General features: G+C 65.6%; 20 protein-coding genes, 2 tRNA genes and 2 pseudogenes. 10 read left to right on the top strand and 14 right to left on the bottom strand.

The window, feature by feature from the left end; genetic code table 11:
- Positions 1 to 154 precede the first annotated feature (154 nt).
- A complete protein-coding gene (locus H0P51_RS09465; protein WP_180917668.1) occupies positions 155 to 856 on the top strand; it encodes an IclR family transcriptional regulator in 702 nt (233 codons plus the stop codon).
- Positions 857 to 910: 54 nt separating this feature from the next.
- Entirely contained in the window at positions 911 to 1,429 is a 519-nt protein-coding gene (locus tag H0P51_RS09460) for a PPOX class F420-dependent oxidoreductase (protein ID WP_180917667.1), read from the top strand.
- 11 nt (positions 1,430 to 1,440) lie between these two features.
- Here the strand turns inward: H0P51_RS09460 and H0P51_RS09455 are convergent.
- The 4 genes from H0P51_RS09455 to H0P51_RS09440 all read right to left on the bottom strand — a co-directional run bounded on the left by H0P51_RS09455 (position 1,441) and on the right by H0P51_RS09440 (position 4,070).
- Positions 1,441 to 1,513: transfer RNA gene (locus tag H0P51_RS09455), tRNA-Glu, on the bottom strand.
- Between the two features lie 83 nt (positions 1,514 to 1,596).
- Positions 1,597 to 1,668: transfer RNA gene (locus H0P51_RS09450), tRNA-Gln, on the bottom strand.
- Positions 1,669 to 1,806: 138 nt separating this feature from the next.
- On the bottom strand, positions 1,807 to 3,213 hold the full coding sequence (gene gltX / locus H0P51_RS09445) for a glutamate--tRNA ligase (RefSeq protein WP_246398767.1): 1,407 nt from the start codon (positions 3,211 to 3,213) through the stop codon (positions 1,807 to 1,809).
- 50 nt (positions 3,214 to 3,263) lie between these two features.
- On the bottom strand, positions 3,264 to 4,070 hold the full coding sequence (locus H0P51_RS09440; RefSeq protein WP_180917665.1) for a fumarylacetoacetate hydrolase family protein: 807 nt from the start codon (positions 4,068 to 4,070) through the stop codon (positions 3,264 to 3,266).
- Between the two features lie 172 nt (positions 4,071 to 4,242).
- Between H0P51_RS09440 and H0P51_RS09435 the strand changes: the two genes are divergently transcribed.
- A complete protein-coding gene (locus tag H0P51_RS09435) occupies positions 4,243 to 5,415 on the top strand; it encodes a hypothetical protein (RefSeq protein ID WP_180917664.1) in 1,173 nt (390 codons plus the stop codon).
- Positions 5,416 to 5,422: 7 nt separating this feature from the next.
- On the opposite strand, the gene H0P51_RS09430 is transcribed toward H0P51_RS09435, so the two are convergent.
- Entirely contained in the window at positions 5,423 to 6,052 is a 630-nt protein-coding gene (locus tag H0P51_RS09430) for a hypothetical protein (protein WP_180917663.1), read from the bottom strand.
- Between the two features lie 93 nt (positions 6,053 to 6,145).
- On the opposite strand from H0P51_RS09430, the gene H0P51_RS09425 reads away from it, so the two are divergent.
- Entirely contained in the window at positions 6,146 to 7,387 is a 1,242-nt protein-coding gene (locus H0P51_RS09425) for an MFS transporter (RefSeq protein WP_180917662.1), read from the top strand.
- A 66-nt stretch (positions 7,388 to 7,453) separates the two neighbouring features.
- Positions 7,454 to 8,461: pseudogene (locus H0P51_RS09420) on the top strand (MFS transporter); the annotation flags it as partial.
- A 181-nt stretch (positions 8,462 to 8,642) separates the two neighbouring features.
- On the opposite strand, the gene H0P51_RS09415 reads toward H0P51_RS09420, so the two are convergent.
- Positions 8,643 to 9,656, bottom strand: coding sequence for a 3-isopropylmalate dehydrogenase (locus H0P51_RS09415; protein WP_180917661.1), 1,014 nt, complete (start codon positions 9,654 to 9,656; stop codon positions 8,643 to 8,645).
- Positions 9,653 to 11,239, bottom strand: a complete 1,587-nt coding sequence (serA, locus tag H0P51_RS09410) for a phosphoglycerate dehydrogenase (protein WP_180917660.1) — start codon at positions 11,237 to 11,239, stop codon at positions 9,653 to 9,655. Before serA ends, H0P51_RS09415 begins: the two co-directional genes overlap by 4 nt.
- 66 nt (positions 11,240 to 11,305) lie before the next feature.
- On the opposite strand from serA, the gene H0P51_RS09405 reads away from it, so the two are divergent.
- The 3 genes and pseudogenes from H0P51_RS09405 to H0P51_RS28425 all read left to right on the top strand — a co-directional run.
- Complete coding sequence (locus H0P51_RS09405) at positions 11,306 to 12,736, top strand: phytoene desaturase family protein (protein ID WP_180917659.1); 1,431 nt, start codon at positions 11,306 to 11,308, stop codon at positions 12,734 to 12,736.
- Positions 12,733 to 13,338: an NAD(P)H:quinone oxidoreductase gene (gene wrbA, locus H0P51_RS09400; RefSeq protein WP_180917658.1), complete on the top strand. Its 606-nt coding sequence runs from the start codon at positions 12,733 to 12,735 to the stop codon at positions 13,336 to 13,338. Before H0P51_RS09405 ends, wrbA begins: the two co-directional genes overlap by 4 nt.
- Positions 13,339 to 13,385: 47 nt before the next feature.
- Positions 13,386 to 13,554, top strand: a pseudogene (locus H0P51_RS28425) (hypothetical protein); the annotation flags it as partial.
- 132 nt (positions 13,555 to 13,686) lie between these two features.
- Here the strand turns inward: H0P51_RS28425 and ilvC are convergent.
- The 3 genes from ilvC to H0P51_RS09385 are packed head-to-tail and all read right to left on the bottom strand — an operon-like array spanning position 13,687 to position 17,106.
- Positions 13,687 to 14,688 carry a ketol-acid reductoisomerase gene (gene ilvC, locus H0P51_RS09395; RefSeq protein ID WP_180918853.1) on the bottom strand — a complete coding sequence of 334 codons (1,002 nt, stop codon included), beginning with the start codon at positions 14,686 to 14,688 and terminating at the stop codon, positions 13,687 to 13,689.
- Positions 14,689 to 14,740: 52 nt separating this feature from the next.
- Entirely contained in the window at positions 14,741 to 15,256 is a 516-nt protein-coding gene (gene ilvN / locus H0P51_RS09390) for an acetolactate synthase small subunit (RefSeq protein WP_180917657.1), read from the bottom strand.
- Positions 15,256 to 17,106, bottom strand: coding sequence for an acetolactate synthase large subunit (locus tag H0P51_RS09385; RefSeq protein WP_180917656.1), 1,851 nt, complete (start codon positions 17,104 to 17,106; stop codon positions 15,256 to 15,258). The genes ilvN and H0P51_RS09385 overlap by 1 nt, the downstream gene beginning before the upstream one ends.
- 271 nt (positions 17,107 to 17,377) lie before the next feature.
- Here H0P51_RS09385 and H0P51_RS09380 point away from each other — a divergent pair, with 271 nt between their 5' ends.
- Positions 17,378 to 17,716, top strand: a complete 339-nt coding sequence (locus tag H0P51_RS09380) for a PH domain-containing protein (RefSeq protein WP_180918852.1) — start codon at positions 17,378 to 17,380, stop codon at positions 17,714 to 17,716.
- Between the two features lie 4 nt (positions 17,717 to 17,720).
- Here the strand turns inward: H0P51_RS09380 and H0P51_RS09375 are convergent, their stop codons facing one another.
- The 4 genes from H0P51_RS09375 to H0P51_RS09360 form a co-directional block, all read right to left on the bottom strand.
- Complete coding sequence (locus tag H0P51_RS09375) at positions 17,721 to 19,205, bottom strand: neutral zinc metallopeptidase (protein WP_180917655.1); 1,485 nt, start codon at positions 19,203 to 19,205, stop codon at positions 17,721 to 17,723.
- On the bottom strand, positions 19,202 to 19,804 hold the full coding sequence (locus tag H0P51_RS09370) for a DUF4333 domain-containing protein (RefSeq protein WP_180917654.1): 603 nt from the start codon (positions 19,802 to 19,804) through the stop codon (positions 19,202 to 19,204). Before H0P51_RS09370 ends, H0P51_RS09375 begins: the two co-directional genes overlap by 4 nt.
- An 85-nt stretch (positions 19,805 to 19,889) precedes the next feature.
- On the bottom strand, positions 19,890 to 20,735 hold the full coding sequence (locus tag H0P51_RS09365; protein ID WP_180917653.1) for a DoxX family protein: 846 nt from the start codon (positions 20,733 to 20,735) through the stop codon (positions 19,890 to 19,892).
- Positions 20,736 to 20,932: 197 nt separating this feature from the next.
- Positions 20,933 to 23,797 carry an AAA family ATPase gene (locus tag H0P51_RS09360; protein WP_180917652.1) on the bottom strand — a complete coding sequence of 955 codons (2,865 nt, stop codon included), beginning with the start codon at positions 23,795 to 23,797 and terminating at the stop codon, positions 20,933 to 20,935.
- A gap of 243 nt (positions 23,798 to 24,040) precedes the next feature.
- Here H0P51_RS09360 and H0P51_RS09355 point away from each other — a divergent pair, with 243 nt between their 5' ends.
- Positions 24,041 to 25,162, top strand: a complete 1,122-nt coding sequence (locus tag H0P51_RS09355) for a PQQ-dependent sugar dehydrogenase (RefSeq protein WP_180917651.1) — start codon at positions 24,041 to 24,043, stop codon at positions 25,160 to 25,162.
- Positions 25,163 to 25,171 lie beyond the last annotated feature (9 nt).

The raw sequence follows: 25,171 nt of genomic DNA, 5'->3' as shown, positions 1-25,171 counted from the left end.
TCGCGTCCCGACTGAACCGGTTGGGCTGGAATCTCAGAATATGAGACGCGAATGTCTTATCATGAGACAGCATAGCCGCACCATCGGGCTTCCCACAAAGTCTTGGCAGGCCCCAGCGACCGAATCTCAAATTATGAGACGGTAGTATTGATGTGTGAGACAGCAGAGCGGCATAGGTGTCCTGGACAAAGCGGTGGGAATCCTGCACGCCGTCACTGAATCGCCGTGCGGGCTCGCCGAACTGTGCGAGCGCACCGGCCTGCCCCGGGCCACCACCTACCGGGTTGCGGCCGCGCTGGAGGTGCACCGGCTCCTGGCTCGCGACGAGGACGGCCGCTGGCGACTCGGACCGGCGGTGACCGAATTGTCCGGCCATGTCAGTGATCCGTTGCTGGCCGCCAGCGCCACCGTATTGCCACGACTGCGGGAAACCACCGGCGAGAGCGTCCAGTTGTACCGGCGGGAAGGCACCACACGGGTGTGTGTGGCCGCGTTGGAACCGCCTGCGGGTCTTCGCGATACGGTTCCGGTGGGCACGAGGTTGCCGATGACTGCAGGATCGGGCGCCAAGGTGCTGCTCGCCCACAGCGACGCGGCCACTCAAAAAGCTGTGCTACCCAATGCGAAATTCTCCGACCGGGCGCTGGCCGAGGTGCGCCGCCGCGGTTGGGCGCAGAGCGTGGCCGAGCGCGAACCGGGGGTCGCCAGCGTGTCCGCGCCGGTGCGCGACAGCCGCGGCGTTGTGGTGGCGGCCATTTCGGTGTCCGGTCCCATCGATCGGATGGGCCGGCGCCCGGGGGTGCGGTGGGCAACGGACCTGCTGGCCGCCGCCGAGACGCTCACCCGCCGGCTCTGAGTCCACCAGCGAACCCGACAGCGGGGCGGCCGAACCACCTGACACACTGACGCCATGGGAACCAATCAGCGCGCGAGCATCGTCATGACCGCCGATGAGATCGCCGACTTCGTCAACAGCAGCCGCACCGGCACGCTGGCCACTATCGGCCCCGACGGCCAGCCACACCTGACGGCCATGTGGTACGCCGTCGTCGACGGCGAGATCTGGCTGGAAACCAAGGCCAAGTCGCAGAAGGCGGTCAACCTCAAGCGCGATCCGCGGGTGAGCTTCCTGCTCGAAGACGGCGACACCTACGACACCCTGCGCGGGGTTTCCTTCGAGGGCGTAGCCGAGATCGTCGACGATCCCGACACGCTGCACCGCGTCGGGGTCAGCGTGTGGGAGCGCTACACCGGCCCCTACAGCGACGAGATGAAGCCGTTCGTCGACCAGATGATGAACAAGCGGGTCGGGGTACGCATCGTCAGTCGTCGCAGCCGGTCTTGGGATCACCGCAAACTGGGAATGCCCCCGATGCCCGTGGGCGGCTCGACCGCGCCAACCGTGCTGGGTAACCAGCAGACGGGATGACGCTCTTTCTGTAGCCCCGATGGGATTCGAACCCACGCTACCGCCGTGAGAGGGCGGCGTCCTAGGCCGCTAGACGACGGGGCCGGACATGATCCGAGGAGTCAGCATAGCCCACCCCGGAAAAACCCACCTAATCACTCAGCACTCGCTGGCGCTGGCGGGTTTTGCTGGGGTACCAGGACTCGAACCTAGAATGGCTGAACCAGAATCAGCTGTGTTGCCAATTACACCATACCCCATTGGCTGCCTATAACTGCTGGTCAGAGTCGATTCCGCGGAGAACCTGCCCGCATCCTGCGACTGCTGTGGCCAGCCGATCTAGACCGTGTGAAAGCCGAAGTGCAGAGTACCAAAGACTCAGGGCCCACTCGGCACGCCTACGGCGAGGGAACCTGTCCGCGCGCTGCACGCAGCCGGTGCAGGCTGCGGTCGCGGCCCAACAGCTCCAGCGACTCGAAAAGTGGCGGACTGATCGTGGTGCCGGTGACCGCAACACGAATCGGCCCGAAAGCCTTGCGCGGTTTGAGCCCCAGTCGCTCGATCAGGGCTGCCTTGAGGGCATCCTCGATATGCGCGGTCGTCCAATCCGGCACGGCCTCGAGCGCCCCGATGGCCGCATCCAGCACCGGAGCCGCGGCAGCACCCAATTCCTTGCTGCCGGCCTTGTCCTCGATCGCGTACTCGTCGTCATTGAGGAACTTCAGCAGGTCCCACGCGTCGCCGAGCACGACGATGCGGGTCTGAATCAGTTCGGCGGCGATGGTGAACTGCGCGTCATCCAACCCGAGGTGGTGACCATGGGTGTCGAAATAGTCGCGCAGCCGGCCGGTGAAGTCGTCGAGGGCGAGCATCCGGATGTGCTCGGAGTTGAGGGCGTCGGCCTTCTTCTGGTCGAACCGCGCCGGGTTGGAGTTGACGTCGATGACGTCGAATGCGGCGACCATTTCGTCGAGGCTGAACAGGTCGTGGTCGTCGGCAATCGACCAGCCGAGCAGCGCAAGGTAATTCAGCAGCCCCTCGGGGATGAAGCCGCGGTCACGGTGGGCGAACAGGTTCGACTGGGGGTCCCGTTTGGATAGCTTCTTGGTACCCTCCCCCAAAACCGTTGGCAGATGCGCGAATTGCGGGATTTGTTCGGCAACCCCGATCCGGATCAAGGCTTGATACAACGCCAGCTGACGCGGTGTCGAGGGCAGCAGGTCCTCGCCGCGCAGCACGTGTGTGATCCGCATAAGCGCGTCGTCGCACGGATTGACCAAGGTGTACAAAGGATCTCCGTTCGCCCGGGTCAAGGCGAAGTCCGGCACCGAACCGGCCGCGAAGGTGGTGGGTCCGCGTACCAGGTCGTCCCAGCTCAGGTCTTCCTCGGGCATTCGCAGGCGCACCACCGGCTGTCGCCCCTCGGCCAGGTATACCGCGCGCTGCTCGGCGGTGAGCTGACGGTCGAAATTGTCGTAGCCGAGCTTCGGGTTGCGGCCGGCCGCGATGTGACGCGCCTCGACCTCATCAGGCGTCGAGAACGCCTGGTAGGCCTCACCCGCCTCGAGCAGCCGGTCAACCACGTCGCGGTAGAGATCGCTGCGCTGCGATTGCCGGTACGGCGCATAGGGACCGCCGACCTCGGGGCCCTCGTCCCAGTCCAGGCCCAGCCAGCGCAACGCGTCGAGCAGCGCCGCGTAGCTCTCCTCACTGTCACGCTGAGCGTCGGTGTCCTCTATGCGAAACACGAAGGTGCCGCCGGTATGCCGCGCATAAGCCCAGTTGAACAACGCCGTCCGCACCATCCCGACGTGCGGCGTTCCGGTGGGAGACGGACAAAACCGAACTCGTACAGTCACGACTTACCTTTCCGTATCACGGGATTGGACAGCGTGCCGATGCCCTCGACGGTGATCGAAACGATGTCGCCGTCCTCGATGGGCCCGACCCCGGCCGGTGTTCCGGTGAGAATGAGATCACCTGGCAGCAAGGTCATCACCGCCGAGATCCACTCGACGATGGCGCCGACATCGTGAATCATCAGCGACGTCCGGGCGTGTTGTTTTACCTGGCCGTTGACCTCGGTGCGCAGGTCCAGATCGGCCGGGTCCAACGGCGTGAGATCGGTCACTATCCAGGGGCCGACCGGGCAGAAGGTGTCGTGGCCTTTGGCTCGGGTCCACTGGCCGTCAGACTTCTGCTGGTCGCGCGCCGACACGTCGTTGGCGATGGTGTAGCCGAGAATGTTCTCGGCCGCCTGCACAGCCGGGACATCCTTGCATGCCCGGCCGATCACCACCGCCAGCTCGCCCTCGTAGTGGACCGGTGATGCATTGGCGGGCAGTCGAATCGGTACATTCGGACCGATGATTGCGGTGTTGGGCTTCATAAATAACACCGGGTCGGCCGGCGCCGGACCGGTGCCACCGCCCATCTCGGCGATATGGTCGGCGTAGTTCTTGCCGATGCAGACGACCTTGCTGGCCAAAATCGGTGCCAGCAGCCGCACGTCGGCCAGCGGCCAGGAGCGACCCGTGAAAGTCGGCGTCCCGAACGGGTGCTCGGCGATTTCGCGGACCGTCATGCCGTCGGGGTCGTCCAGTTCACCGTCGATACTGACGAACGCGACTCCGTCCGGGCTGGCGACTCGACCAAGGCGCATTCGTTTCTCCTACCTCCAGCGGTTGGGGCTCGGCACCCCCAGCCGACCCCGCGACTGACTAAACCCGATCCGATCACGCTGCGGGCTGCCGGCTGGCTGACACCGGCTCGTCAGAGGAATTCAAGCAGATTGGCTCGAGTGCAACCGGAGTGGTCGCCGCTATCCTGGACCGATGGCTTCATCTGTCGGGGGATCTGCCGGCCCGGATATGGATGCAGCCTTCAATGAGCTGCGGCGCGCCCGCGCGGTGGATCTCGGTGGCGCGGACACTGGCGATACCGAGGACCCGGCGACCAAGGCGTTCCAGCAGATTCGTGCCGCGGGGTCGGCGAATCTGGGCCGCATTTTTGGACTGCTGACCGAATCGACACCCGCCGGACGCGTCTATGCCGCCACACTGCTCACCGGCATCGACACCGCTGCCGGTCGAAGCGTGTGGGAACGCCTGGCAACCCAGGACGACATCGTCGAAGTGATCGACGGCGGCGCTACCACGCAGGCCCGGGTATCGGACTACGCCAGGGAACAACTCGCGATGCTCGACACCCCTGAGGCGACCGGATCCCGCACGGTGACGGGACCTGACACCGTGACCGGGCCGCCCACCGTGACCGGGCCGCCCACCGTGACCGGGCCCCCCACCGTGGCCGGGCCGCGCACGGCGGAATACGCGATAACCGTCGTCGAATCCGTCGGCCCTGCGACGGAAACCTATTCCCCGCCGGCGGCGCCGTACCCAGCCGTCGATTCGGTGGCTGCCCGCCAGGCGATCATCGCGGCATTCCACGGTGAGCCTCGCATCGTGCTGGTAACCGCCCGGGACGAACAACAATTCGTCGATAGCCTTTTCCCCGACGCTGGGCGGCCCAGTGCGGTCTACGTCTCCCGCGGGAACACTGGTGGTCCGCGGTTCGACCTGTATCAGGCCGTGGTGCACCCGGATCATCCGTTCGTCGCGATACTGGGTGTCGACGTTGATGCGACCGTCGAGTCGGCCGTCCTCGATCGGCGACTGGCCGCGTACTACTTCACGCACTATCCGCAGCCCAGTCAAACCGCTTACACCGCAAGGTGTTTGATCAGTGAGATCATACTTGCCCAGCAACATTCCGAGGGGGTGGCAGTCAGCGACGGTGTGGGCATGATCATCCCGCAGCGGCAATTCGCGCTGCCCATGGTTCACGATCTTCGCCCCGACACCACAGCCCCGACCGAAGGCTGGTTGCTCGAATTCCTCGTCCCGCGCCCCGACGCCAATACCTTGGCCTACATCGCAGAACTGGGCTTTACTCCTTGGCATTCCGAGGCGCCCCAGGCAGCGGCGGACGCACCACCACCGGACTGACCCTCGATCAATTGGGCGGCCGCCAGGGCGCAAAACCCAACTGCCGCAGAGCTCGAACGGCCTCGCCGTCGGCACGCGGCACCACAAACGTGCGATGCCGAATTACGGCGTGTGGACCGTCATTCTCGGACGCGGGGCCGGGATTCAACCGGTAGACGATCGGCGGCCGCCCCACGACCACCGGGATCACCACACCCGCACCCGGTGCCAGCCGATTCTCGTCGACCGCCGCATCGGGTTCTAAGAAAGCCAACCGGCCGATCAATTGCTGAACGCGCTCTGCAACCTCGTCTGAAGTATCGATATCCGCGTAGTAGGCAAACAGGTTCTCGTCCAGACAGGTGGATTGCACCGTACCGATTCCGTTGGTCACCAGCACGGCGATAAACGGATAGCCGGGATGCACCAGTCCCTGATACCTGCCGAATGGCGGCGGCGAACCCGGCTCGGCGGACGCGGCGCTGCTCGTGGTCTCCGCGTCATGCACATACACCGGCACATTGCGGCGCAGTCCGGCAAACACCGTCTGGACATACCACCCATCGTTGGGTACCTCGACCATGACCACGCGGGGCGGCCCCGCCAGGGCACTGGTGATGGCAGCGCGAACATGAACGGTCGCGGCATGGGACGGCATACCGCTGAATCTACTGCGGGATCGCGGCCGGACCCGCATAACTGGTCCCGGCCGCGGCCTGCTGAATCATCGTCAGTATGCAAGCATGGCTTGATGTCATCGCAAGCGATCGGCGCCACTACGCGTTGGTCGATGGTCGCCGTCGCGCTCGTGTTGACAGCCAGCACGTTCAGCTTTGTCTATGCGACGCCCTTCCTGATCCCAGCTCTGGAGTCCAGCCGGGGCACCCCGTTGTCACAAAGCGGGCTGTTGGCGGCGATGCCGAGCCTGGGCATGGTGGTTACTCTCATCGGCTGGGGTTACATAGCCGACGTCATCGGAGAACGCATCGTGCTCACCGTCGGCTCCTCCTTGACGGCGGCCGCCGCGTATGCAGCGTCGACGGCCCACTCGCTGGTTGCGATGGGAGTTTTCCTGTTCCTGGGTGGCATGGCCGCGTCCAGTTGCAATCCCGCCTGCGGTCGGTTGGTCGCCGGATGGTTCCCGCCGCAGCAGCGTGGCCTGGCGATGAGTGTCCGTCAGACCGCCCAACCTGTCGGAATCGCGATGGACGCCCTGGTGATTCCGGGGCTCGCCGAGCACGGGTCACCCGCCGGTGGACTGCTGTTTCCGGCATTGGCGTGTGCCGTGTCGGCGGTGGTCGCCGCTGTCGTCGCGCATGACCCGCCGCACAAGCCACGTGCGCGAGCTCACCCGGACGAGTTGGCGAGCCCCTACCGAGGTTCGGCGGTGCTGTGGCGCATTCATGCGCTGTCCGCATTGATGGTGATGCCGCAGTCGATGACCGTGACGTTCATGCTGGTGTGGCTGCGGTGCGACCAGGGATGGACCAAAGAGTCCGCCGGGATCTTGGTCGCGGTCACCGCGATGCTCGGCGCGGTCAGCCGCATCGCGGCCGGGCGGTGGTCGGATCGCATCGGCTCCCGGATGCGCCCGATACGTCTGATCGCCTTGGCCACCAGTCTGACGATGATGTTGCTGGCGTTCACCAACGGGCACCACGCCATTTCCGTGCTGATGATGGTCTCGGTATCGGTGATAACGGTGATGGACAACGGCCTGGAGGCGACCGCGATCACCGAATTCGCCGGGCAGTTCTGGAGCGGGCGTGCGCTGGGTGTGCAGAACACCGGGCAAAGGCTGATAGCACTCGCCGGTCCGCCGGTATTCGGTGCGGTCATCGGAGCATTCGGCTATCCGGTGGCGTTCGCGTTGTGCGCGCTGTTCCCGCTGGCGGCGGTGCCCGTGGTACCGAGCGGGTTGGAGATACCGGGCCTGGCGGACGGGGAGGCGAGTGGCTGGGCTACCGAGAAGGAAGTGGGAACGCGCGACTGATTTCGCGTTGGTACCGGCAGCTGCTTCATCAGGCCGATTGCCGCAGTGCTGTGCAAGCATGGGTGGATGCTTGAAGAGCCGACCGGCGCGGGCGCCCGCTGGTCGATCTTGGTCATCTCGCTATTTGTCACGGCAAGCTCTTTCCTCTTTATCAATGGCGTCGCCTTCCTGATCCCCCGACTGGAGGCCGCGCGCGGAATTCCACTGACCCAGGCCGGCCTGTTGGCATCGATGCCGAGCTGGGGAATGGTGGTCACGCTGATCGCGTGGGGCTATGCACTGGACCGAATCGGCGAGCGGATCGTGCTGGCCCTGGGCTCGGCCCTGACTGCCGCCGCTTCCTACGCCGCCGCGTCGGTGCACTCCCTGCTGACGATGGGGGTCTTTCTGTTTCTCGGCGGGATGGCCGCCGCGAGTGCAAACAGTGCCGGCGGCCGACTGGTGTCGGGCTGGTTTCCACCGCAGCAGCGCGGCCTGGCGATGGGGATCCGACAAACCGCGCAGCCACTCGGAATTGCGTTGGGTGCCATTGCAATTCCCGAGTTGGCCGAAGGTGGAGCGCATGCCGGGCTGATGTTTCCCGCGGTGGTGTGCGGCGTAGCCGCGGTGGCCAGCCTGATCGGCGTGGTCAACCCGCCACGCAAACCACGCGCGGCGGCCAGCAACGAAGAACTGTCCAGCCCTTATCTCGGCTCGGGGGTGTTGTGGCGAATCCACACCGTCTCCGCGTTGCTGATGATGCCGCAGACGGTGACCGTGACGTTCATGCTGGTCTGGCTGATCAACCACCATCATTGGTCGGTAGCGGCCGCGGGCGGCCTGATGACCGTCTCACAATTGATCGGGGCCGGTGGCCGAATCCTGGTCGGTCGGTGGTCGGATCGCATCGGATCGAGGATGCGGCCGGTCCGCTTCATCGCGGCCGCGTCGGCGTTGACGTTGTTCCTACTGGCCCTCGCCGACCACGTGGATTCCCGCTGCGACGTGTGGCTCATGATCACCATCTCGGTGATCGCGGTACTGGACAACGGGCTGGAGGCCACCGCCATCACCGAGTTCGCCGGACCCTATTGGAGTGGACGCGCGTTAGGCACGCAGAACACCATGCAGCGCTTGATGGCCGCGGCCGGTCCCCCGATGTTCGGGGCGCTGATCACCACGGCCGCCTACCCGTTAGCGTGGGGGTTGTGCGGACTGTTCCCGCTGGCCGCCGTGCCGTTGGTGCCGACCCGGCTACTGCCGCCGGGCCTGGAGACTAGAGCGCGGCTGCAATCCGTTCGCCGACATCGGTGGTGGCAGGCCGTTCGTCCCCGCGAGTCGACAGATAGGCCGCCACCGCACGATCCACCCGGGCCGCCGCCTCGTCCTCGCCAAGATGGGCCAGCAGCAGCGCCACCGACATGATCGCGGCGGTGGGGTCTGCGATGCCCCGACCGGCGATGTCGGGCGCACTGCCATGCACCGGTTCGAACATCGACGGATTGATCCGGGTCGCGTCGATGTTTCCGCTGGCAGCCAAGCCGATTCCGCCGCATACCGCCGCGGCCAGATCGGTGATGATGTCGCCGAACAAATTGTCGGTGACGATCACGTCGAAGCGCCCCGGATCGGTGGCCAAGAAGATTGTGGCCGCGTCGACGTGCTGGTAAGCGACCTCCACGTCGGGATACTGCGTGCCGATGTCCTGCACCGTGCGCAGCCACAGTCCGCCGGCGAACGTGAGCACGTTGGTCTTGTGCACCAGGGTTAGGTGTTTACGACGACTGCGGGCCCGCTCGAAGGCGTCGATCACCACCCGGCGTACCCCAAACGCGGTATTCACACTCACTTCGGTGGCGACTTCATGCGGGGTGCCGACGCGGATCGCGCCGCCGTTGCCCGTATACGGGCCCTCGGTTCCCTCGCGCACCACGACGAAATCGATATCGGGGTTACCGGCGAGCGGGCTCTGCACCCCCGGGTACAGCCGGGCCGGCCGCAGATTGACGTGGTGGTCAAGTTCGAACCTCATGCGCAGCAACAGGCCGCGCTCGAGGACACCGCTGGGCACTGACGGATCACCGATCGCACCCAGCAGGATCGCGTCGTGCTGGCGCAGTTCGGGCACCACCGATTCCGGAAGTACTTCGCCGGTGGCGTGGTAGCGCCGGGCCCCCAGGTCGTAGGTGGTTGTCTCGATGCCGGGCTTGACCGCGTCGAGCACTTTAAGTGCCTCGTCGATGACTTCCGGCCCGATACCGTCACCGGGGATGACAGCAAGTTTGGTCACGACAGGTCGACCACTTCGAGCTTGTTGGCACCCACAGCCTGCGCAATCTCCGAGCGCACCTCCTCCGGCACGTCCTGATCCAGCCGCAGCAGGATCGTCGCGTTCGCACCCTCGGCGTCCTCGGACAGCTGCGCGGCGTGGATGTTCACCCCTGCCGCGCCCAGCAGCGTGCCGATCTTGCCCAAGGCCCCCGGCTGGTCGGCGTAGTTGATTACCAGGTTGATGCCCTCGGCGCGCAGATCGAAGTGACGGCCGTTGACCTGCACGATCTTCTCAACCAGCTGAGGTCCGGACAATGCCCCCGCCACGTTCACCACCGAGCCGTCTGCGGCCACCGCCCGCACCTCGACCACGCTGCGATGGTTGGGGCTTTCGGTGGCCTTGCTGATCTCGGCGGTGACGCCTCGCTCGGCCGCCAGGGCAGGCGCATTGACAAACGTCACCGGTTCGTCGATGACCGCCGAGAACAGGCCGCGCAGCGCCGAAAGCTTGAGCACCTCGACGTCCTCGGCGGCCAACTCGCCACGCACCTGCACCGATAACGTGACCGGCGCCTCGTCAGCCAGCGCGGCGGCCAGTACCCCGAGCTTGCGCGCCAGATCCAGCCACGGTGCCACCTCCTCGCTCACCACGCCACCACCGACGTTGACGGCGTCGGGCACGAACTCGCCGGCGAGGGCCAGCCGAACGCTTTCGGCCACGTCGGTGCCCGCGCGGTCCTGAGCCTCGGCGGTGGAGGCACCCAGGTGTGGCGTGACGACCACCTCCGGCAGCTCGAACAGGGGGCTGTCGGTGCACGGTTCGGTCGCGAACACGTCGAGGCCGGCTGCGCGCACGTGCCCGCTGGTGATCGCCTCGGCCAGCGCCGCCTCGTCAATCAGCCCGCCGCGAGCGGCGTTGACGATGATGACGCCCGGCTTGGTCTTGGCCAGCGCCTCCTTGTTCAGCAGGCCTTTGGTTTCCGGCGTCTTGGGTAGGTGCACCGAGATGAAGTCCGCGCGGGCCAACAGGTCGTCCAGGGAGAGCAGCTCGATCCCCAGCTGGGCGGCGCGGGCGGAGGACACATAGGGGTCGTAGGCAACGATGTGGGCGCCGAATGCCGCGATCCGTTGCGCCACCAGCTGACCGATCCGGCCCAGGCCGACCACGCCGACGGTCTTTCCGAAGATCTCGGTGCCAGAGAACTTGGAGCGCTTCCAGGTGTGCTCGCGCAGGGTGGCGTCAGCGGCCGGGATCTGGCGGGATGCGGCCAACAACAAGGCGATTGCGTGCTCAGCAGCACTGTGGATGTTCGACGTCGGCGCGTTGACCACCAGCACGCCGCGAGCGGTGGCGGCGTCCACGTCGACGTTGTCCAGCCCGACTCCGGCGCGGGCGACGATCTTCAGCTTGGGGGCGGCTGCCAGCACCTCAGCGTCGACGGTGGTGGCCGACCGGACCAGCAAGGCGTCGGCCTCGGGTACCGCGGCCAGCAGCTTCTCCCGGTCCGGCCCGTCCACCCAGCGCACCTCAACCTGGTCTCCCAGGGCAGCGACGGTCGATTCGGCGAGTTTGTCGGCGATTAACACAACAGGCAAGTTCACCCGGACAGCCTAAAGCGTGTCGCGAGTGAGGTCGCCAGCGGCGGTTCTGTCGGCTTGAATCGATAGATGGACGTCACCGTCGTCGGCAGCGGGCCCAACGGGCTCGCCGCAGCCGTTATCTGTGCCCGCGCCGGCCTTGCAGTACGGGTCGTCGAAGCCCAGCCCACGTTCGGCGGCGGTGCCCGAACCCAAGCCGATATCGAGTTCCCCGGAGTGTGGCACGACGTGTGCTCAGCGGTGCATCCGCTGGCCGTGGCGTCGCCGTTCTTCGCGGAGTTCGATCTGACCGCCCGCGGGGTGCAGTTGGGCGTGCCGGATATCTCGTACGCCAACCCACTGCCGGGTCGACCGGCCGCAGTGGCCTACCGCGACCTAGGGCGCACCTGCGCGGAGCTGGACCACGGCGCATCGTGGCGGCGGCTTCTCGAGCCTTTAGTGGTCAACTCGGATGCGGCGGTCGAGTTCATGCTCGGCGACAAGCGGTCGGCACCGGGCTCGCTGCTGACCCCTGCGCGCCTTGGTCTGCGGATGCTAGCCCAGGGCACCCCGGCCTGGGGATTGCTGCGCGGCGAGGACGCTCGTGCATTGTTTAGTGGTGTTGCCGCACATGCAATTTCGCCCTTGCCATCATTGGTTTCGGCGGGCGCGGGATTGATGTTGGCCACGCTTGCCCATTCGGTCGGCTGGCCGATTCCGACGGGCGGCAGCCAGGCGATCGTCGAAGCGCTGATCGCCGATCTGCGTGTGCACGGCGGGGAGATGGCGACGGATGCCGAGGTCACCGATCCGCCCGAAGGGGTGGCCGTTTTCGACACCGCGCCCACCACGCTGTTGCGTGTCTACCGCGACACCATCCCAGATGGCTACGCAAAAGCGTTGCGCCGCTACCAATTCGGGCCAGGCGTTGCGAAGGTGGATTTCGTGCTCAGCGAAGACATCCCGTGGGCGGACCCCCGACTGCGCGAGGCGCCGACGCTGCATCTCGGCGGCACCCGCGCGCAAATGGCGCGCGCCGAGGCGCAGGTCGCCGCCGGTCGACATGCCGAATGGCCGATGGTGCTGGCCGCTGTCCCACACCTCGTGGACCCTCGCCGCCGAGACGACGACGGGCGACGTCCATTCTGGACCTACGCCCATGTGCCGGCGGGCTCCACCGTCGACGCGACCGAGACAGTGACCGCGGTCGTCGAGCGGTTCGCTCCCGGCTTTCGGGATGTCGTGGTGGCCGCTCGGGCAGTGCCTGCGGCACGACTGGCCGATCACAACGCCAATTACGTCGGCGGCGACATCTCGGTGGGCGCGAATTCGTTGTGGCGCAACATGCTTGGCCCCACTCCGGCGCTGACCCCCTGGCGCACGCCAATTCCCAAGGCCTACCTCTGCTCGGCGGCGACCCCGCCGGGCGCCGGGGTGCACGGCATGGCCGGCTATTACGCCGCGCGCACGCTACTGCGGCACGAGTTCGGGATCACCGAGATGCCTAGGCTGTGGCCATGACCAAACTCGCGATCATCTACTACTCCGCCACCGGGCACGGCACCACGATGGCCACGCGTGTCGCGGCGGCAGCCGAGGCCGCCGGCGCCGAAGTCCGGGTGCGCCACGTGGCCGAGACCCGCGACCCGGCCACCTTCGCCCAGAACCCAGCCTGGACGGCGAATTACGAAGCCACCAAGGATCTTCCGGTGGCTACCGGCGACGATGTCGTATGGGCCGATGCGGTGATCTTCGGCTCCCCCACCCGATTCGGCTCTGTCGCCGCGCAGCTGCGCGACTTCCTGGACGGCCTTGGCGGGCTGTGGTCGCAAGGCAAGCTCGCCGACAAGGTGTATGCGGCGTTCACCTCCACCAACACCCTGCACGGAGGACAGGAGTCCACGCTGCTGACGCTCTACGTCACCTTGATGCACTGGGGCGGCATCATCGTCGCACCGGGCTACACCGATCCGTCGAAGTTCGTCGACGGAAACCCTTATGGCGCAAGCCTGGTCGCAACCCACGACAACATCACCGATATCGACGACGCGACCGCCGCCGCGTTGGATCACCTGGCCCGCCGCGTCGTCTCGGTCGCCGACCAGCTCGCACGATCAGGCTGATCCTAGGGCGGCCGGGACTCGTCAGTGGTGGTTGCGATGATGGGGGTATGTCGTCGATCGCATCGTCTGGGGCTGTGGTGGTGAGTTCTGCAGAGCGTCTTGAGGTGTTGATCGAGGAGTTGGCGGAGTTGACCGGTCAGCGCAATGCCATTGGATGGGCGGATTGTTCAGATTGTTGCCGAGCCGGATCGTGACGAGTTGTGTGGGGCGACGGGGCGCTTTCGTTGACGCCCTCGGAAAACGTGTCGCCATGCTATCTCACACGCGAAATTTACCGAGCGTCACGGCAGCGCAACGACCCACGCCGAGCGCCACACTCGCGTGACGCTCGGCGCGAAGGCCTGGTGGTTAAGCCGTCTCAGTGATTGGCCGGTCGACCCAGCTCATCAGGTCGCGCAGCTTCTTGCCGGTGACCTCGATCGGGTGTTCGGCGTTCTCTTTGCGGAGCTGCTCCAGCTGCTTGTTGCCGCCCTCTACGTTGGCAACCAGCTTCTTGACGAACTCGCCGTTCTGAATGTCGCGCAGGATTCCGCGCATCCGCTCCTTGGTGTCGGCGTCGATGACACGGGGACCCGACAGGTAGCCACCGAACTCCGCGGTGTCAGACACCGAGTAGTTCATCCGGGCGATACCGCCCTCGTACATCAGATCGACGATCAGCTTCAGTTCGTGCAGCACCTCGAAGTAGGCCATCTCCGGCGGGTAGCCCGCCTCGACCATAACGTCGAAACCGGTCTTCACCAACTCCTCTGTGCCACCACATAACACCGCCTGCTCACCGAACAGGTCGGTCTCGGTCTCGTCCTTGAACGTGGTCTTGATGACACCGGCGCGAGTGCCGCCGATGGCCTTGGCGTACGACAGCGCAAGCGCTTGCCCCTCACCCTTGGGATCCTGGTCGATCGCGATCAGGCAGGGCACACCCTTGCCATCCACAAACTGGCGGCGCACCAGGTGACCCGGGCCCTTCGGCGCCACCATCCCAATGGTCACATTGGCCGGCGGCTTGATCAGGTCGAAGTGGATGTTCAGGCCATGCCCGAAGAACAGCGCGTTGCCGTCTTCCAGATTCGGCTCGATGTCGTTCTTGAAGATGTCCGCCTGCGCGGTGTCAGGCGCCAGCAGCATGATGACGTCGGCCCACTTGGCCACTTCGGCGGGGGTGTCGACCTCGAGGCCCTGCTCTTCGACCTTGGCCCTCGACTTCGAGCCGTCCTTGAGGCCCACCTTCACCTGCACGCCGGAGTCACGCAGGCTCAGCGAGTGCGCGTGCCCCTGGCTGCCGTAACCGATCACCCCGACCTTGCGGCCCTGGATGATCGACAGGTCGGCGTCGTCGTCGTAGAACATCTCCAATGTCTGCCCTGACACTACATATCTCCTTAATCGGTTGGCGTTGAAGTTATTTGACGGTGCCGATGCCGCGCGGCCCGCGCGACAGCGACACCATTCCTGATTGCGCGATTTCACGGATGCCGAATGGCTCGAGCACCCGAAGGAAGGCCTCCAGCTTGCCCCGATCACCGGTGGCTTCGATGGTCAGTGATTCCGGCGATACGTCAATGACCTTGGCGCGGAACAGGTTCACCGCTTCGATAACCTGGCTGCGGGTGCCGGCATCGGCGCGGACCTTGATCAGCGCTAGCTCGCGGGAGACGGCGTTGTCGTCGTCTTGCTCGACGATCTTGATGACGTTGATCAACTTGTTGAGCTGTTTGGTGATCTGCTCGAGCGGAGTCTCCTCGGCGGAGACCACGATGGTCATCCGCGACATGTCCTTCTGCTCGGTGGCGCCCACCGCCAGCGACTCGATGTTGAAGCCACGCCTCGAGAACAGCGCTGCCACCCGCGCGAGCACACCGGGCTTATCCTCGACCAACACCGAAAGAGTGTGTGTCACAGTCGGTCCGGTGCTCATCAGGCATGCCCTTCGGTGATGTCGTCGAACAGCGGGCGGATACCGCGGGCCTGCTGGATCTCGTCATTGCTGGTGCCGGCGGCGACCATGGGCCAGACCTGCGCGTCGGCGCCGACAATGAAGTCGATCACCACCGGGCGGTCGTTGATCTCCCTGGCCCGGTTGATCATCTCTTCCACGTCTTCTTCACGCTCGCAACGCATCCCGACGCAACCCAGCGCCTCGGCCAGCTTCACGAAGTCCGGGATGCGGCGCGAGTGGGTAGCCAGGTCGGTCTGCGAGTAGCGCTCGTCGTAGAACAGCGTCTGCCACTGCCGAACCATGCCCAGGTTGCCGTTATTGATCAGGGCCACCTTGATCGGGATGCCCTCGACGGCGCAGGTAGCCAGCTCCTGGTTGGTCATCTGGAAGCAACCGTCGCCGTCGATGGCCCACACCTCGGTGTCAGGCAGGGCGATCTTGGCGCCCATCGCCGCCGGAATCGCGAATCCCATGGTGCCCAGACCACCGGAATTCAGCCAGGTGCGGGGCTTTTCGTACTTAATGAACTGCGCCGCCCACATCTGGTGCTGACCCACCCCGGCTACGTAGATGGCGTCGGGGCCGGCGATCTGGCCGAGCTTCTCGATCACGTATTCCGGGCCCAGACTGCCGTCGCTCTGGGGGTCGTAGCTCAACGGATACGTCTTGCGGATGCCCTCCAGGTAGACCCACCAGTCCGTCATCTCTGGGATCTTGGGGTCGCCAGCGCCCACGCCGTCGTGGCGCAGCATCGCGATCAGGTCAGTGATGACATTCTTGACGTCGCCGACGATCGGCACATCGGCATGCCGGTTCTTGCCGATCTCGGCGGGGTCGATGTCGGCGTGAATAACTTTGGCTTCGGGCGCGAACGACTCCAGTTTGCCGGTCACCCGGTCATCAAAGCGGGTGCCCAGCGCGATCAGCAGATCGCTTTTCTGCAGTGCCGCAACGGCCCCCACAGTGCCGTGCATGCCGGGCATGCCCATGTTCAGGTGATGGCTGTCGGGGAACGCGCCGCGGGCCATCAAGGTGGTGACAACCGGGATGCCGGTGAGCTCGGCCAGCTCACGCAGCTCGGCGGTCGCCTCGCCGCGGATTACACCACCGCCGACGTAAAGCACCGGTTTGCGGGCCGCCGCGATCAACTTGGCGGCCTCGCGGATCTGCCGATTATGCGGTTTGGTGTTCGGCTTGTAGCCGGGCAGATCCATGCGCGGCGGCCAGCTGAAGGTGCACTGGCCCTGGAGTACGTCCTTGGGGATGTCGACGAGCACTGCGCCCGGGCGCCCCGACGCCGCGATATGGAAGGCCTCGGCGATCACCTGGGGGATCTCGTCGCCGGTGCGGACCAGGAAGTTGTGCTTGGTGATCGGCATCGTGATGCCCGAGATATCGGCCTCCTGGAAGGCGTCGGTCCCGATTAGCTGCCGTCCGACCTGGCCGGTGATGGCCACCACCGGAATCGAGTCCATTTGGGCGTCGGCCAGCGGCGTCACCAGGTTGGTCGCCCCGGGACCCGACGTGGCCATGCATACCCCGACCCGACCGGTCGCGTGCGCATAACCGCTGGCGGCGTGCCCGGCGCCCTGCTCGTGGCGCACCAGCACGTGGCGCAGCTGCTGAGAGTCGAACAGTGGGTCATATACCGGCAGTACGGCGCCGCCGGGGATGCCGAAGATGACGTCGACGTCAAGAGCCTCCAACGACCGGATGACCGCTTGTGCTCCGGTAAGTTGTTCTGGCCCAATACGTTTCGGTTGCGCAGGCTTGGCGCCATGGGTAGCGTCCTGCCGCTGGGGTGGGTGCGGCTTGGTCGGTGCGCTCACTTTTGTCCTCTTAAAGTCGGTGGGCAACAAAAAACCCCCGTCAGCACAGCTGCTGTACGAGGGCCGCGTTGGTGCTCGATGGCTAGTCAGGCACCAACGCGCCGACTAAGTACTACGAGCATTCCAGGCTTCATAGCGTCCGACGGTAGCCTTCGCACAGCTCAACCGTCAAATCCTGCTCCTGGGACCGCTGGTCGGCGAATGTCGCGCGCGGCGATGGAATGATACGAGAGTGGTTACTGAGTCGCCCGTCGTGATCAAGGTATCGCCGATGGCGCATCTGGCTGTCGGATTCCTGTCCCTGGGCCTACTGGTGCCGGTGCTGGCCTGGCCGCCCAGTGCACCGGTACTGGTCATCCCGGTGTTGTTGTCGGCGTTGATCATCCGGCTGCGGACGGTCGCCGACACACAGGGCGTGCGGGTACGCACCCTGCTGGGCGGGCGAACCATGGCCTGGGAGGACATCGACGGTCTGCGGTTCCACCGCGGCTCGTGGGCACGCGCGAAGCTCAAGTCTGGCGAAGAAGTGCGCCTGCCTGCGGTGACGTTCTCGACGCTGCCGCAGTTGACACAGATCAGTGGGGGTCGGGTGCCCAACCCCTACCGCTGAGGTGTCAGGGGATCCGCTTGAAGCACTCGTCGGAGTCGTCGAGAACCCCGGCCCTAAACGCAATGGCACGGGTGTAGCCGGCGGGCATGTTCTCGCCGTTGACGTCGCTGGCGGCGACGCCGTTGACGAGCAGCCCGATGATTGCCTTGTCGAGGTCACCGGCCGTCAGCACCAGCTGCTTGCCGGACGGGATGCTGACGGGCTGCGCCATATTCCGCTGTGATGCGCCAGTCAGGCACGCCGTCCGCACGGCGGCTGCCGGTGTGTTCAGCGGCAGCCCCCGCTCGTGCTGAACCGCCAGCACATACCTCGAGGCGACGATGGACATCGCAGTGTTGTCGCCCTGCAGCATCTGCGGGTCGGTCATACCCTTCCGGCCCCCGGGTTTGCCGAGCTGTTGCAGCGCAGGCAGATCGGCGATGAGGGTGTTGGTCGACGGACAGTAGGTGGCTCCCTGGGTGGCTTTCGCATCCGAACAGGTGCTGTTGGAAAACGTCAATGTAGGCGGCGACTTGGGTGAGAAGATCGCGGTGAGGATCTCCACCAACGTGCCGACACTGTCGCTATCGATGGCCACCTCGCCGCTGGTCGTTTCACCCGAGGTGTCCACCTGCAGCGCCAACGGCTCGTTTCCGCGTCTTTTCTTGATTTCATCCATGTCGATTTTGGCGCACGTTCCCGATCCGCTGTTGAATCCCATTTGAAACGCGCTGATCCGGTCGAGGCCAGTGCCGTGCGCCTGGTCTTCGGATTCCTCCAGTTCCGCCTCGGTCATGATCGGATCGGAAATCTTGAGCATTCCGGCGATCACGTGGCTCAGCGCGTCACCGGTGCTCAACGTGAAGCGCGTCGAATGCCCTTCGGCAACCCATCGCAGGTAGACGCCTGCGAAGCAATCCGCCTGCTGCTCCTCGACCAGGGTCGGCGTTGTCCTGGGGTTCACCAGTCCCCCGTTAAATTGCAACGAATGCCCGAATTCATGGGCCAGGATGCCGACCACAGACATATCGCCGAAATATTTCTTCGCCGCGGGGAACAACTGTCCCCTATCCCATGACACGATATTGCACCCATAGTTGTACGAGGCATTGATCACCTTATATGTCTTGGATCGACACACAATTGGGCTAGCCGGGTCGGTGGAGTCGTACGACACGAATGAGCTGACTTCTTTGAATGGCTTTTTCGCCTCGTCGGGCCAATTCTGCTTCCAGAATTCCTCGATGTCGTTGAGTGCCAATAGGGACAGATGGTCGATATCGCCGTTGTCGGTGTTCTTCACCGTGCCGGTCGGTTTCGGCGCATCGCCACGAGGCCCGCTGGGCCCCTCGGACACCGGCAGCCCGGCCACGCTGGCCGGGTCGTACAGCACCGACACCGCGTGGCCGTTCACCATGCTCGTGGTGCCGCTTTTGCCCGCGCAACCGGCCAACACCAGCGCCGCGCATCCGATCAAGGCGATCGACTTGACCACGCTTGTACGTCTCACTTGCCGCCGCCGAGCTGGGGCAGACCCACCGTGTAGGTGCCGTTGTCGTCATCAAAGGTCACCGTCAGCTGGTGCGGTTTGCCCCGCACAGTGACGTCGCAGCTGAATTTCTGGCCTTTCTTCACGGTCGGGTCCTGTCCGTTGTTGCAGCGGACGTTTTTGATGTCGTCGGAGTAGTACCCGCTGGTCCGGTCCAACAGGATCTGTTCGACTTCGGTCTGCACTCCGCTGACGGCGATCTTCTTGGTATCGCCGTTCACCACCCCGGCTAGCAGTAGCACGGCGATCACCCCGGCAATCACGACGGCGACGATCGCTGCGCCTACCAAGAGCGGCGTGCGATTGGAGCTGCGCGGCTTCTGCGGCAGGGTGGGTGTGGCCGGTGGTGGGCCACCCGGGCCCGGCGGCGGGTACTGCGGCGGCGACCCGTACTGACCCGGGTACGGCGACGGTGGACGGGGCGGGCTCTGCGGCGGTGCCGGGCGCACGACAGGCTGCTTGTACCACGGGATCTCAGCATGCTGGGTCGGCTCCTGCGACGGGTCCGGCCCGCGGTTCGGTGGCCAAGGAGGCTGGATGCGGTCGCGAGGTGTGCTCATGAAGTCCCCGATCGTCGAACAACACCGGCGGCCTTCACGCTAAGCCATGCCGGGCCTGCTCGGAAAGCGCACCAAAGCGCGCGAATCAGGCCATCGGGTTAACGCCGTTGAGCAACACCCACACCGCGATACCCGCCGCGATCCCGGTGAGCAGCGCGACGAATGACCCGATAAAGGGCCGACTTGCCCAGCCCCGGCCCGCGTCAAGTCCGTAGCGTCCCGGACCGGCCAGGATGACGGCCACCGCCATGACGATCAGGCTGATTTGGTACTCGTGCCCGTCGGGCAGGAAGTAGGTGAAGGTGTGCGTGTGCGGTCGCACCGACGCCGATGCGAGCAGGCCGTTGATCAGGAAGGCGAGCGCACCCGCGGCAGCGACCGGAGTGAACAGGCCCAGCACCAGCAGCACGCCCGCGACCAGCTCACCGCCGGCGCTGACGTAGGCCAGGATGTCGGCGTGCTGGAACCCGACATCGGTCAGCGAGTTCTTGAAGCTGTGCAGACCCGAGCCGCCCCACCAGCCGAAAAGCTTCTGCAGAGCGTGGGCGATCAGGACCGCGCCCAGCCCGATCCGCAGGATCAGCAAGCCGAGATTCTGAGTGCCGCGTCGTCCCGCGGCCCGGAATCGATCTTCCTCGTCGTCGATGTCGACGGCAGCCGGCGCCGCCGGAATCGGCCGCGCGGCCGCCTGTGGTTGCACATAGGGCAACGGTTCCTGCGCGTCGAGCAGGTGATATCCGGCGCCGCCGGCGTCACCGGCATCCAGGGGCGGGATGATCGTGGTGGTTCCGGTGTTGCCGAAGCTGCTTGAGTAGCCAGCCGGAGTCAGGTCGTCTTCGGGATCAACCAGGCTCGCCGATGCGGGACGTCCCGGGGTGGGGCCGAATGAGCCATCCGGCCGCTGCCATGGTGAGTCTTTCGAACTGGTCACGGGTGTCAGGGTAAGGGCATTTTGGCCTGAATCTGGGATTTGAGCGGCGCTTCTGCTTGTTAAATCCGCAGTTCGGCCGATCGACGGTTCGAATGGACGCGGCGGCCAACTTTCCCGGACCGATTGGGCGGCCCTTTATTGGCGCGGCACGGCCATTGACCGCAGCGTCGCGTCTTCGCATCGCCGTCCATTCGGACTCAACTGAGGATCGTCAGTGTGCCATTGCGGCCGGTGACGAAGACTTCGCCCGCGGAAGGGCCGGCGGCGCTGACCGCCACCCCCTCCGGAAGGCTGCCGACCGGGACGGTGGCGATCACGGTGTTGGTTGCGGAGTCGATCACCGACACCGTGCCGCTGACCTGATTGGTGACGAAGACGTCGCCCGCCCAGGGGCCCGTCCCGCTGATCGCCACACTCACCGGGGTGTCGCCGACCGGGACGGTGGCAACGACGGCGTTGGTCGCCGGGTTGATCACCGACACCGTGTCGGCGGCCGAGTTAGCGACGTAGATGAAGCCGGCGTGAGGGCTGGTGGGGCTGACGGCTAGCCCGATCGGCGAGGCTCCGGCCCCCACGCCGACGGTGGCGGTGATGGTGTTGGTGGCGGGGTTGATCACCGAAATCGTGGTGGGGTTGGTGATGTGGCTGGCGACGTAGACGTCGCCATTGGCCGAACTGACTGCCGCCCCGTATGGGAAAGAGGACCCGAAGATCGGGCCGATGGGGACGGTAGCGATGACGTTGTCGCCGGAGTCGATTACGGATAGCGTTCCGGAGTTCAGGTTGGTGACGTAGACGTTGCCTGTCGCCGGGTTGATTGCTATCCACGTCGGGCCGTTTCCAACCTGGATGATGTCGACGATCGCGCCTTGAGTGGGGTCGTACACGTCAACCGTGTGGCCCCCAGCCTTGCCGGTGGTGTCAGCAATATAGACGTTGCCGTTGGGTCCGACCGCCACCGCTTGCGGGCTGCCCCCGGTGACGGTGGTGCTTACGCCGCCCCCACCGCCGCCGCCGGAACCCTGCGAGCCGCCGGACCCGCCGGCGCCTCCGGAGACACCGGAGGGTCCGCTGCCAGCATTCCCCCCGCCGCCGTAGCTGCCCAAACCGCCAGCTCCGTAGGAGCCCGCTCCGCCCGTCCCGCCGGTTCCGCCATCGCCGCCAATGCCGCCGGTGACCAGACCGGTGCCGCCGTCGCCGCCGGTGCCACCTTGACCGCCGGTGCCGCCTTGGCTGGCGACGCCGGTGCTCCGACCACCGGTGCCACCTTGACTCTCGGGCAGGTAACGCAGGGCTGCGTCAAGGTCACCGCTAGCCAGCATCACCATGCCGAAAATCTCCGCGGCCACCGCTCGTACGTCTGCCGGTTCCTCACGTTGGGCACGGAAGTGCCGTTCGGCCACCTCGATTGCTTCGCCGATGCGTCCCGCCGCCGCCAGAGCGAACGTGTGGAATTCGGCCAACGGCTGGCGGAGGAATTTGCCCTGCTCGCTCAGCCGAAGCGCCAGATCACCCTCCATTACCCTCGCCGCGGCTTGATCGGGTTGACCAAGTTCGCCGTAGGCCATGCTCTCGGCGCCGTACGCCATCGCCGCGCCGTACTGATCGATATCCCGGTAATCGACATCGGCCATGGTCTCTAGAACCTCACGCGGCCTGGCCGCCAGCGCGAACTGATTGGCCCGGAACACCAGCAACTGTTGGCGTCGCGTTCTGCGGGCGGTCTTGAGCCCCTCGTCGATCTGCCGCCAAGACCGCTCCGGTGAGCGCATTCCCCACAGCAGGTTGGATGCACGCATTATTACGTCGTTGATGAAGGCGGATTCCGTCGCGGCGTCGACTTCCACGCCGTCGAGCACCTCCAACGCAAGCTCACCTTTTTCCCTCATGAACAGCGAATAGGCGAGGGGGATTCGGGCCTGCGCACCGATTCCGGTTGCGGCGGCAGCGGTGAAGAGCCGCTCCGCCGTCTCGAAGTCCAGCAGGGAACTCGCGGCGGTGGCCACCGCCAGCAGCACCTCCGGCTCGGGTGGCAGGTCGGATTCCAACCACAGCAGTCCCGGCTTGACCACCTTTGCGGCACCTCCGCCGTCCTTCATCGCGGTGGCCATCTGCCCACGCAGACGGCGCAGCCGCGAGGGGCCGCACCGATTCAGCCGGACCTCGGCGTACAGCGGGTGACCGACGTAGATCTCGCCTTGCACCGTGCGGATCAGTTCACGCTGCTCGGCGTCTTCGATGGCGGCCTGCTCGGTAATCAGCCGCAGGCAGTCCCAGTCGGCGGGTTCGGAGATGGCCACCAGATCCACCACGTCGCAAACGTCGGCGGGGATTGCGCCGATCTGCGCGTCCACTACTTCGGCGAGGGATCCGGAGATGGCAGTGTTGCCGAGCCAACGAACGTCGCCATCGAGGACTGTCATCCGTCCCGCTCGGCACTCCTGTTCGACGAGCTGACGCAAGAAGAGCACGTTTCCCTCGGTGAGATGCCACAGCCTCTCCGCGCACGGCCGATCCGGAACCGCCCCTAGCGTCGCCACCAATAGGGCGTCAATCTCGTTGCGGGTGAACGGTTCTAGTTCATGTCGGCGCAGTAGGCCGTCCTTCCAAAGCGCCGTCACCGCGGCCGGGGATGCCTCGCCAGTACGGATCGTGACGATCACCGCGGCAGCACGCGAGTGCACAAGTTGGTGCAGGACCAGAGCGGACAAATCATCCAGCAGATGCGCATCGTCGATGAAGACCAGTAGGCGGTCCGGTTGGGTGCCCTCGGTCAACCTCTCAACGACCATGCGCGCCAACGCAACCGGCGCGCTCTCCGCGTCGCCGGCCCACTGCGCGAAGGCACCGAGCGGGATCGAGCGGCTCGTCGCCGTAGCAGCAATGCTCCGAACGCTCCACCCAGTGGCGATCGCCTCGCGCACCGCCTCACGAGCCAACCGAGACTTCCCGACCCCGGCCTTTCCCGCCAGCGCCACACCTCGCACGGCCTGGTCGGCGATCGAGCGCATTATGTCGCCGATCTGTTGATCTCGGCCGACCATGGGCCACTGATCGAGCATGGAAGCTCGGTAGAGATGCATTTGGTTTGCCAAGGGGTAATTGCTCGTCGACCCAGGTAGACGACACAAGAAGACGCAGCGGAGTCGGGCGTGACCTGTTCTTTTGCGACCCCCAGCGCAGTTCGACGAGCAATGCCCGCCCCCGCTCGTGGGTTGGTCGGTGGCCACGGGATGGGGCGCCCTGGTGTTCAGCAGCGCAGTTGGCAGCGAGTCGCGGTATGACCGACAGGTAGCCTGTCGGGCATGCGGATACGGCGGTCGGTTCGATGCGCGCTCGCTGCGCTGTGCGCGGCGGTGCTGGTGTCGAGCGGCTGCGCACGCTTCAACGACGCCCAGTCACAACCGTTCACGACCGTCCCGGAACTCAAGCCCCAGCCCAGCTCGACACCTCCTCCGCCGCCGCCGTTGCCGCCCACGCCGTTCCCCAAGGCCTGCCCGGCGCCGGGGGTGATGCAGGGCTGCCTAGAGAGCACCAGCGGCTTGATCATGGGCGTCGACAGCAAGACCGCGCTGGTCGCCGAGCGCACCACCGGCGCGGTCAAGGAGATCTCGGTCAGTGCCGAGCCCAAGGTGAAGATGGTCATCCCGGTCGATCCGTCTGGAGACGGCGGCCTGATGGACATCGTGCTGTCGCCCACCTTCTCGCAGGACCGCTTGATGTACGCCTACGTCAGCACTCCGACTGACAATCGGGTTATCCGCATCGCCGAGGGCGACGTTCCCAAGGACATCCTGACCGGGATCCCCAAGGGCGCGACGGGCAACACCGGAGCGCTGATCTTCACCAGCCCCACGACTCTGGTGGTGATGACCGGCGATGCCGGCAATCCGGCGCTGGCTGCTGACCCCAATTCGTTGGCGGGCAAGGTTTTACGCATCGAGCAGCCAACCACACTGGGTCAGGCCCCGCCGACGACGGCGTTGTCGGGCATCGGCTCAGGTGGCGGCCTGTGCATCGATCCTGTCGACGGCTCGCTCTACGTCGCCGATCGCACGCCCAGCGCCGACCGGTTGCAGCGCATCACGAAGAAGTCCGAGGTGTCCACAGTGTGGACCTGGCCGGACAAGCCTGGGGTTGCCGGCTGCGCGGCCATGGACGGGACGGTGCTGGTCAACCTGATCAACACCAAGCTGACCGTGGCGGTCCGGCTCGCAGCGAAGACGGGCGCGGTGACCGGCGAGCCCGACGTCGTCCGCAAGGACAGCCACGCCCACGCCTGGGCACTGCGGATGTCGCCGGATGGCAACGTCTGGGGTGCCACGGTGAATCGAACCGCCGGCGACGCCGAGAAGCTCGACGACGTGGTGTTCCCGTTGTTCCCGCAGGGTGGCGGCTTCCCACGCAATAACGACGACAAGACCTGACGGGCCAGT

This window comes from Mycobacterium vicinigordonae (assembly GCF_013466425.1).
In the GTDB taxonomy this organism is placed as follows: Bacteria; Actinomycetota; Actinomycetes; order Mycobacteriales; family Mycobacteriaceae; genus Mycobacterium; species Mycobacterium vicinigordonae.
Note: the sequence above shows the minus strand (reverse complement) of the source record. Positions and strands in the feature narration are given on the sequence as shown.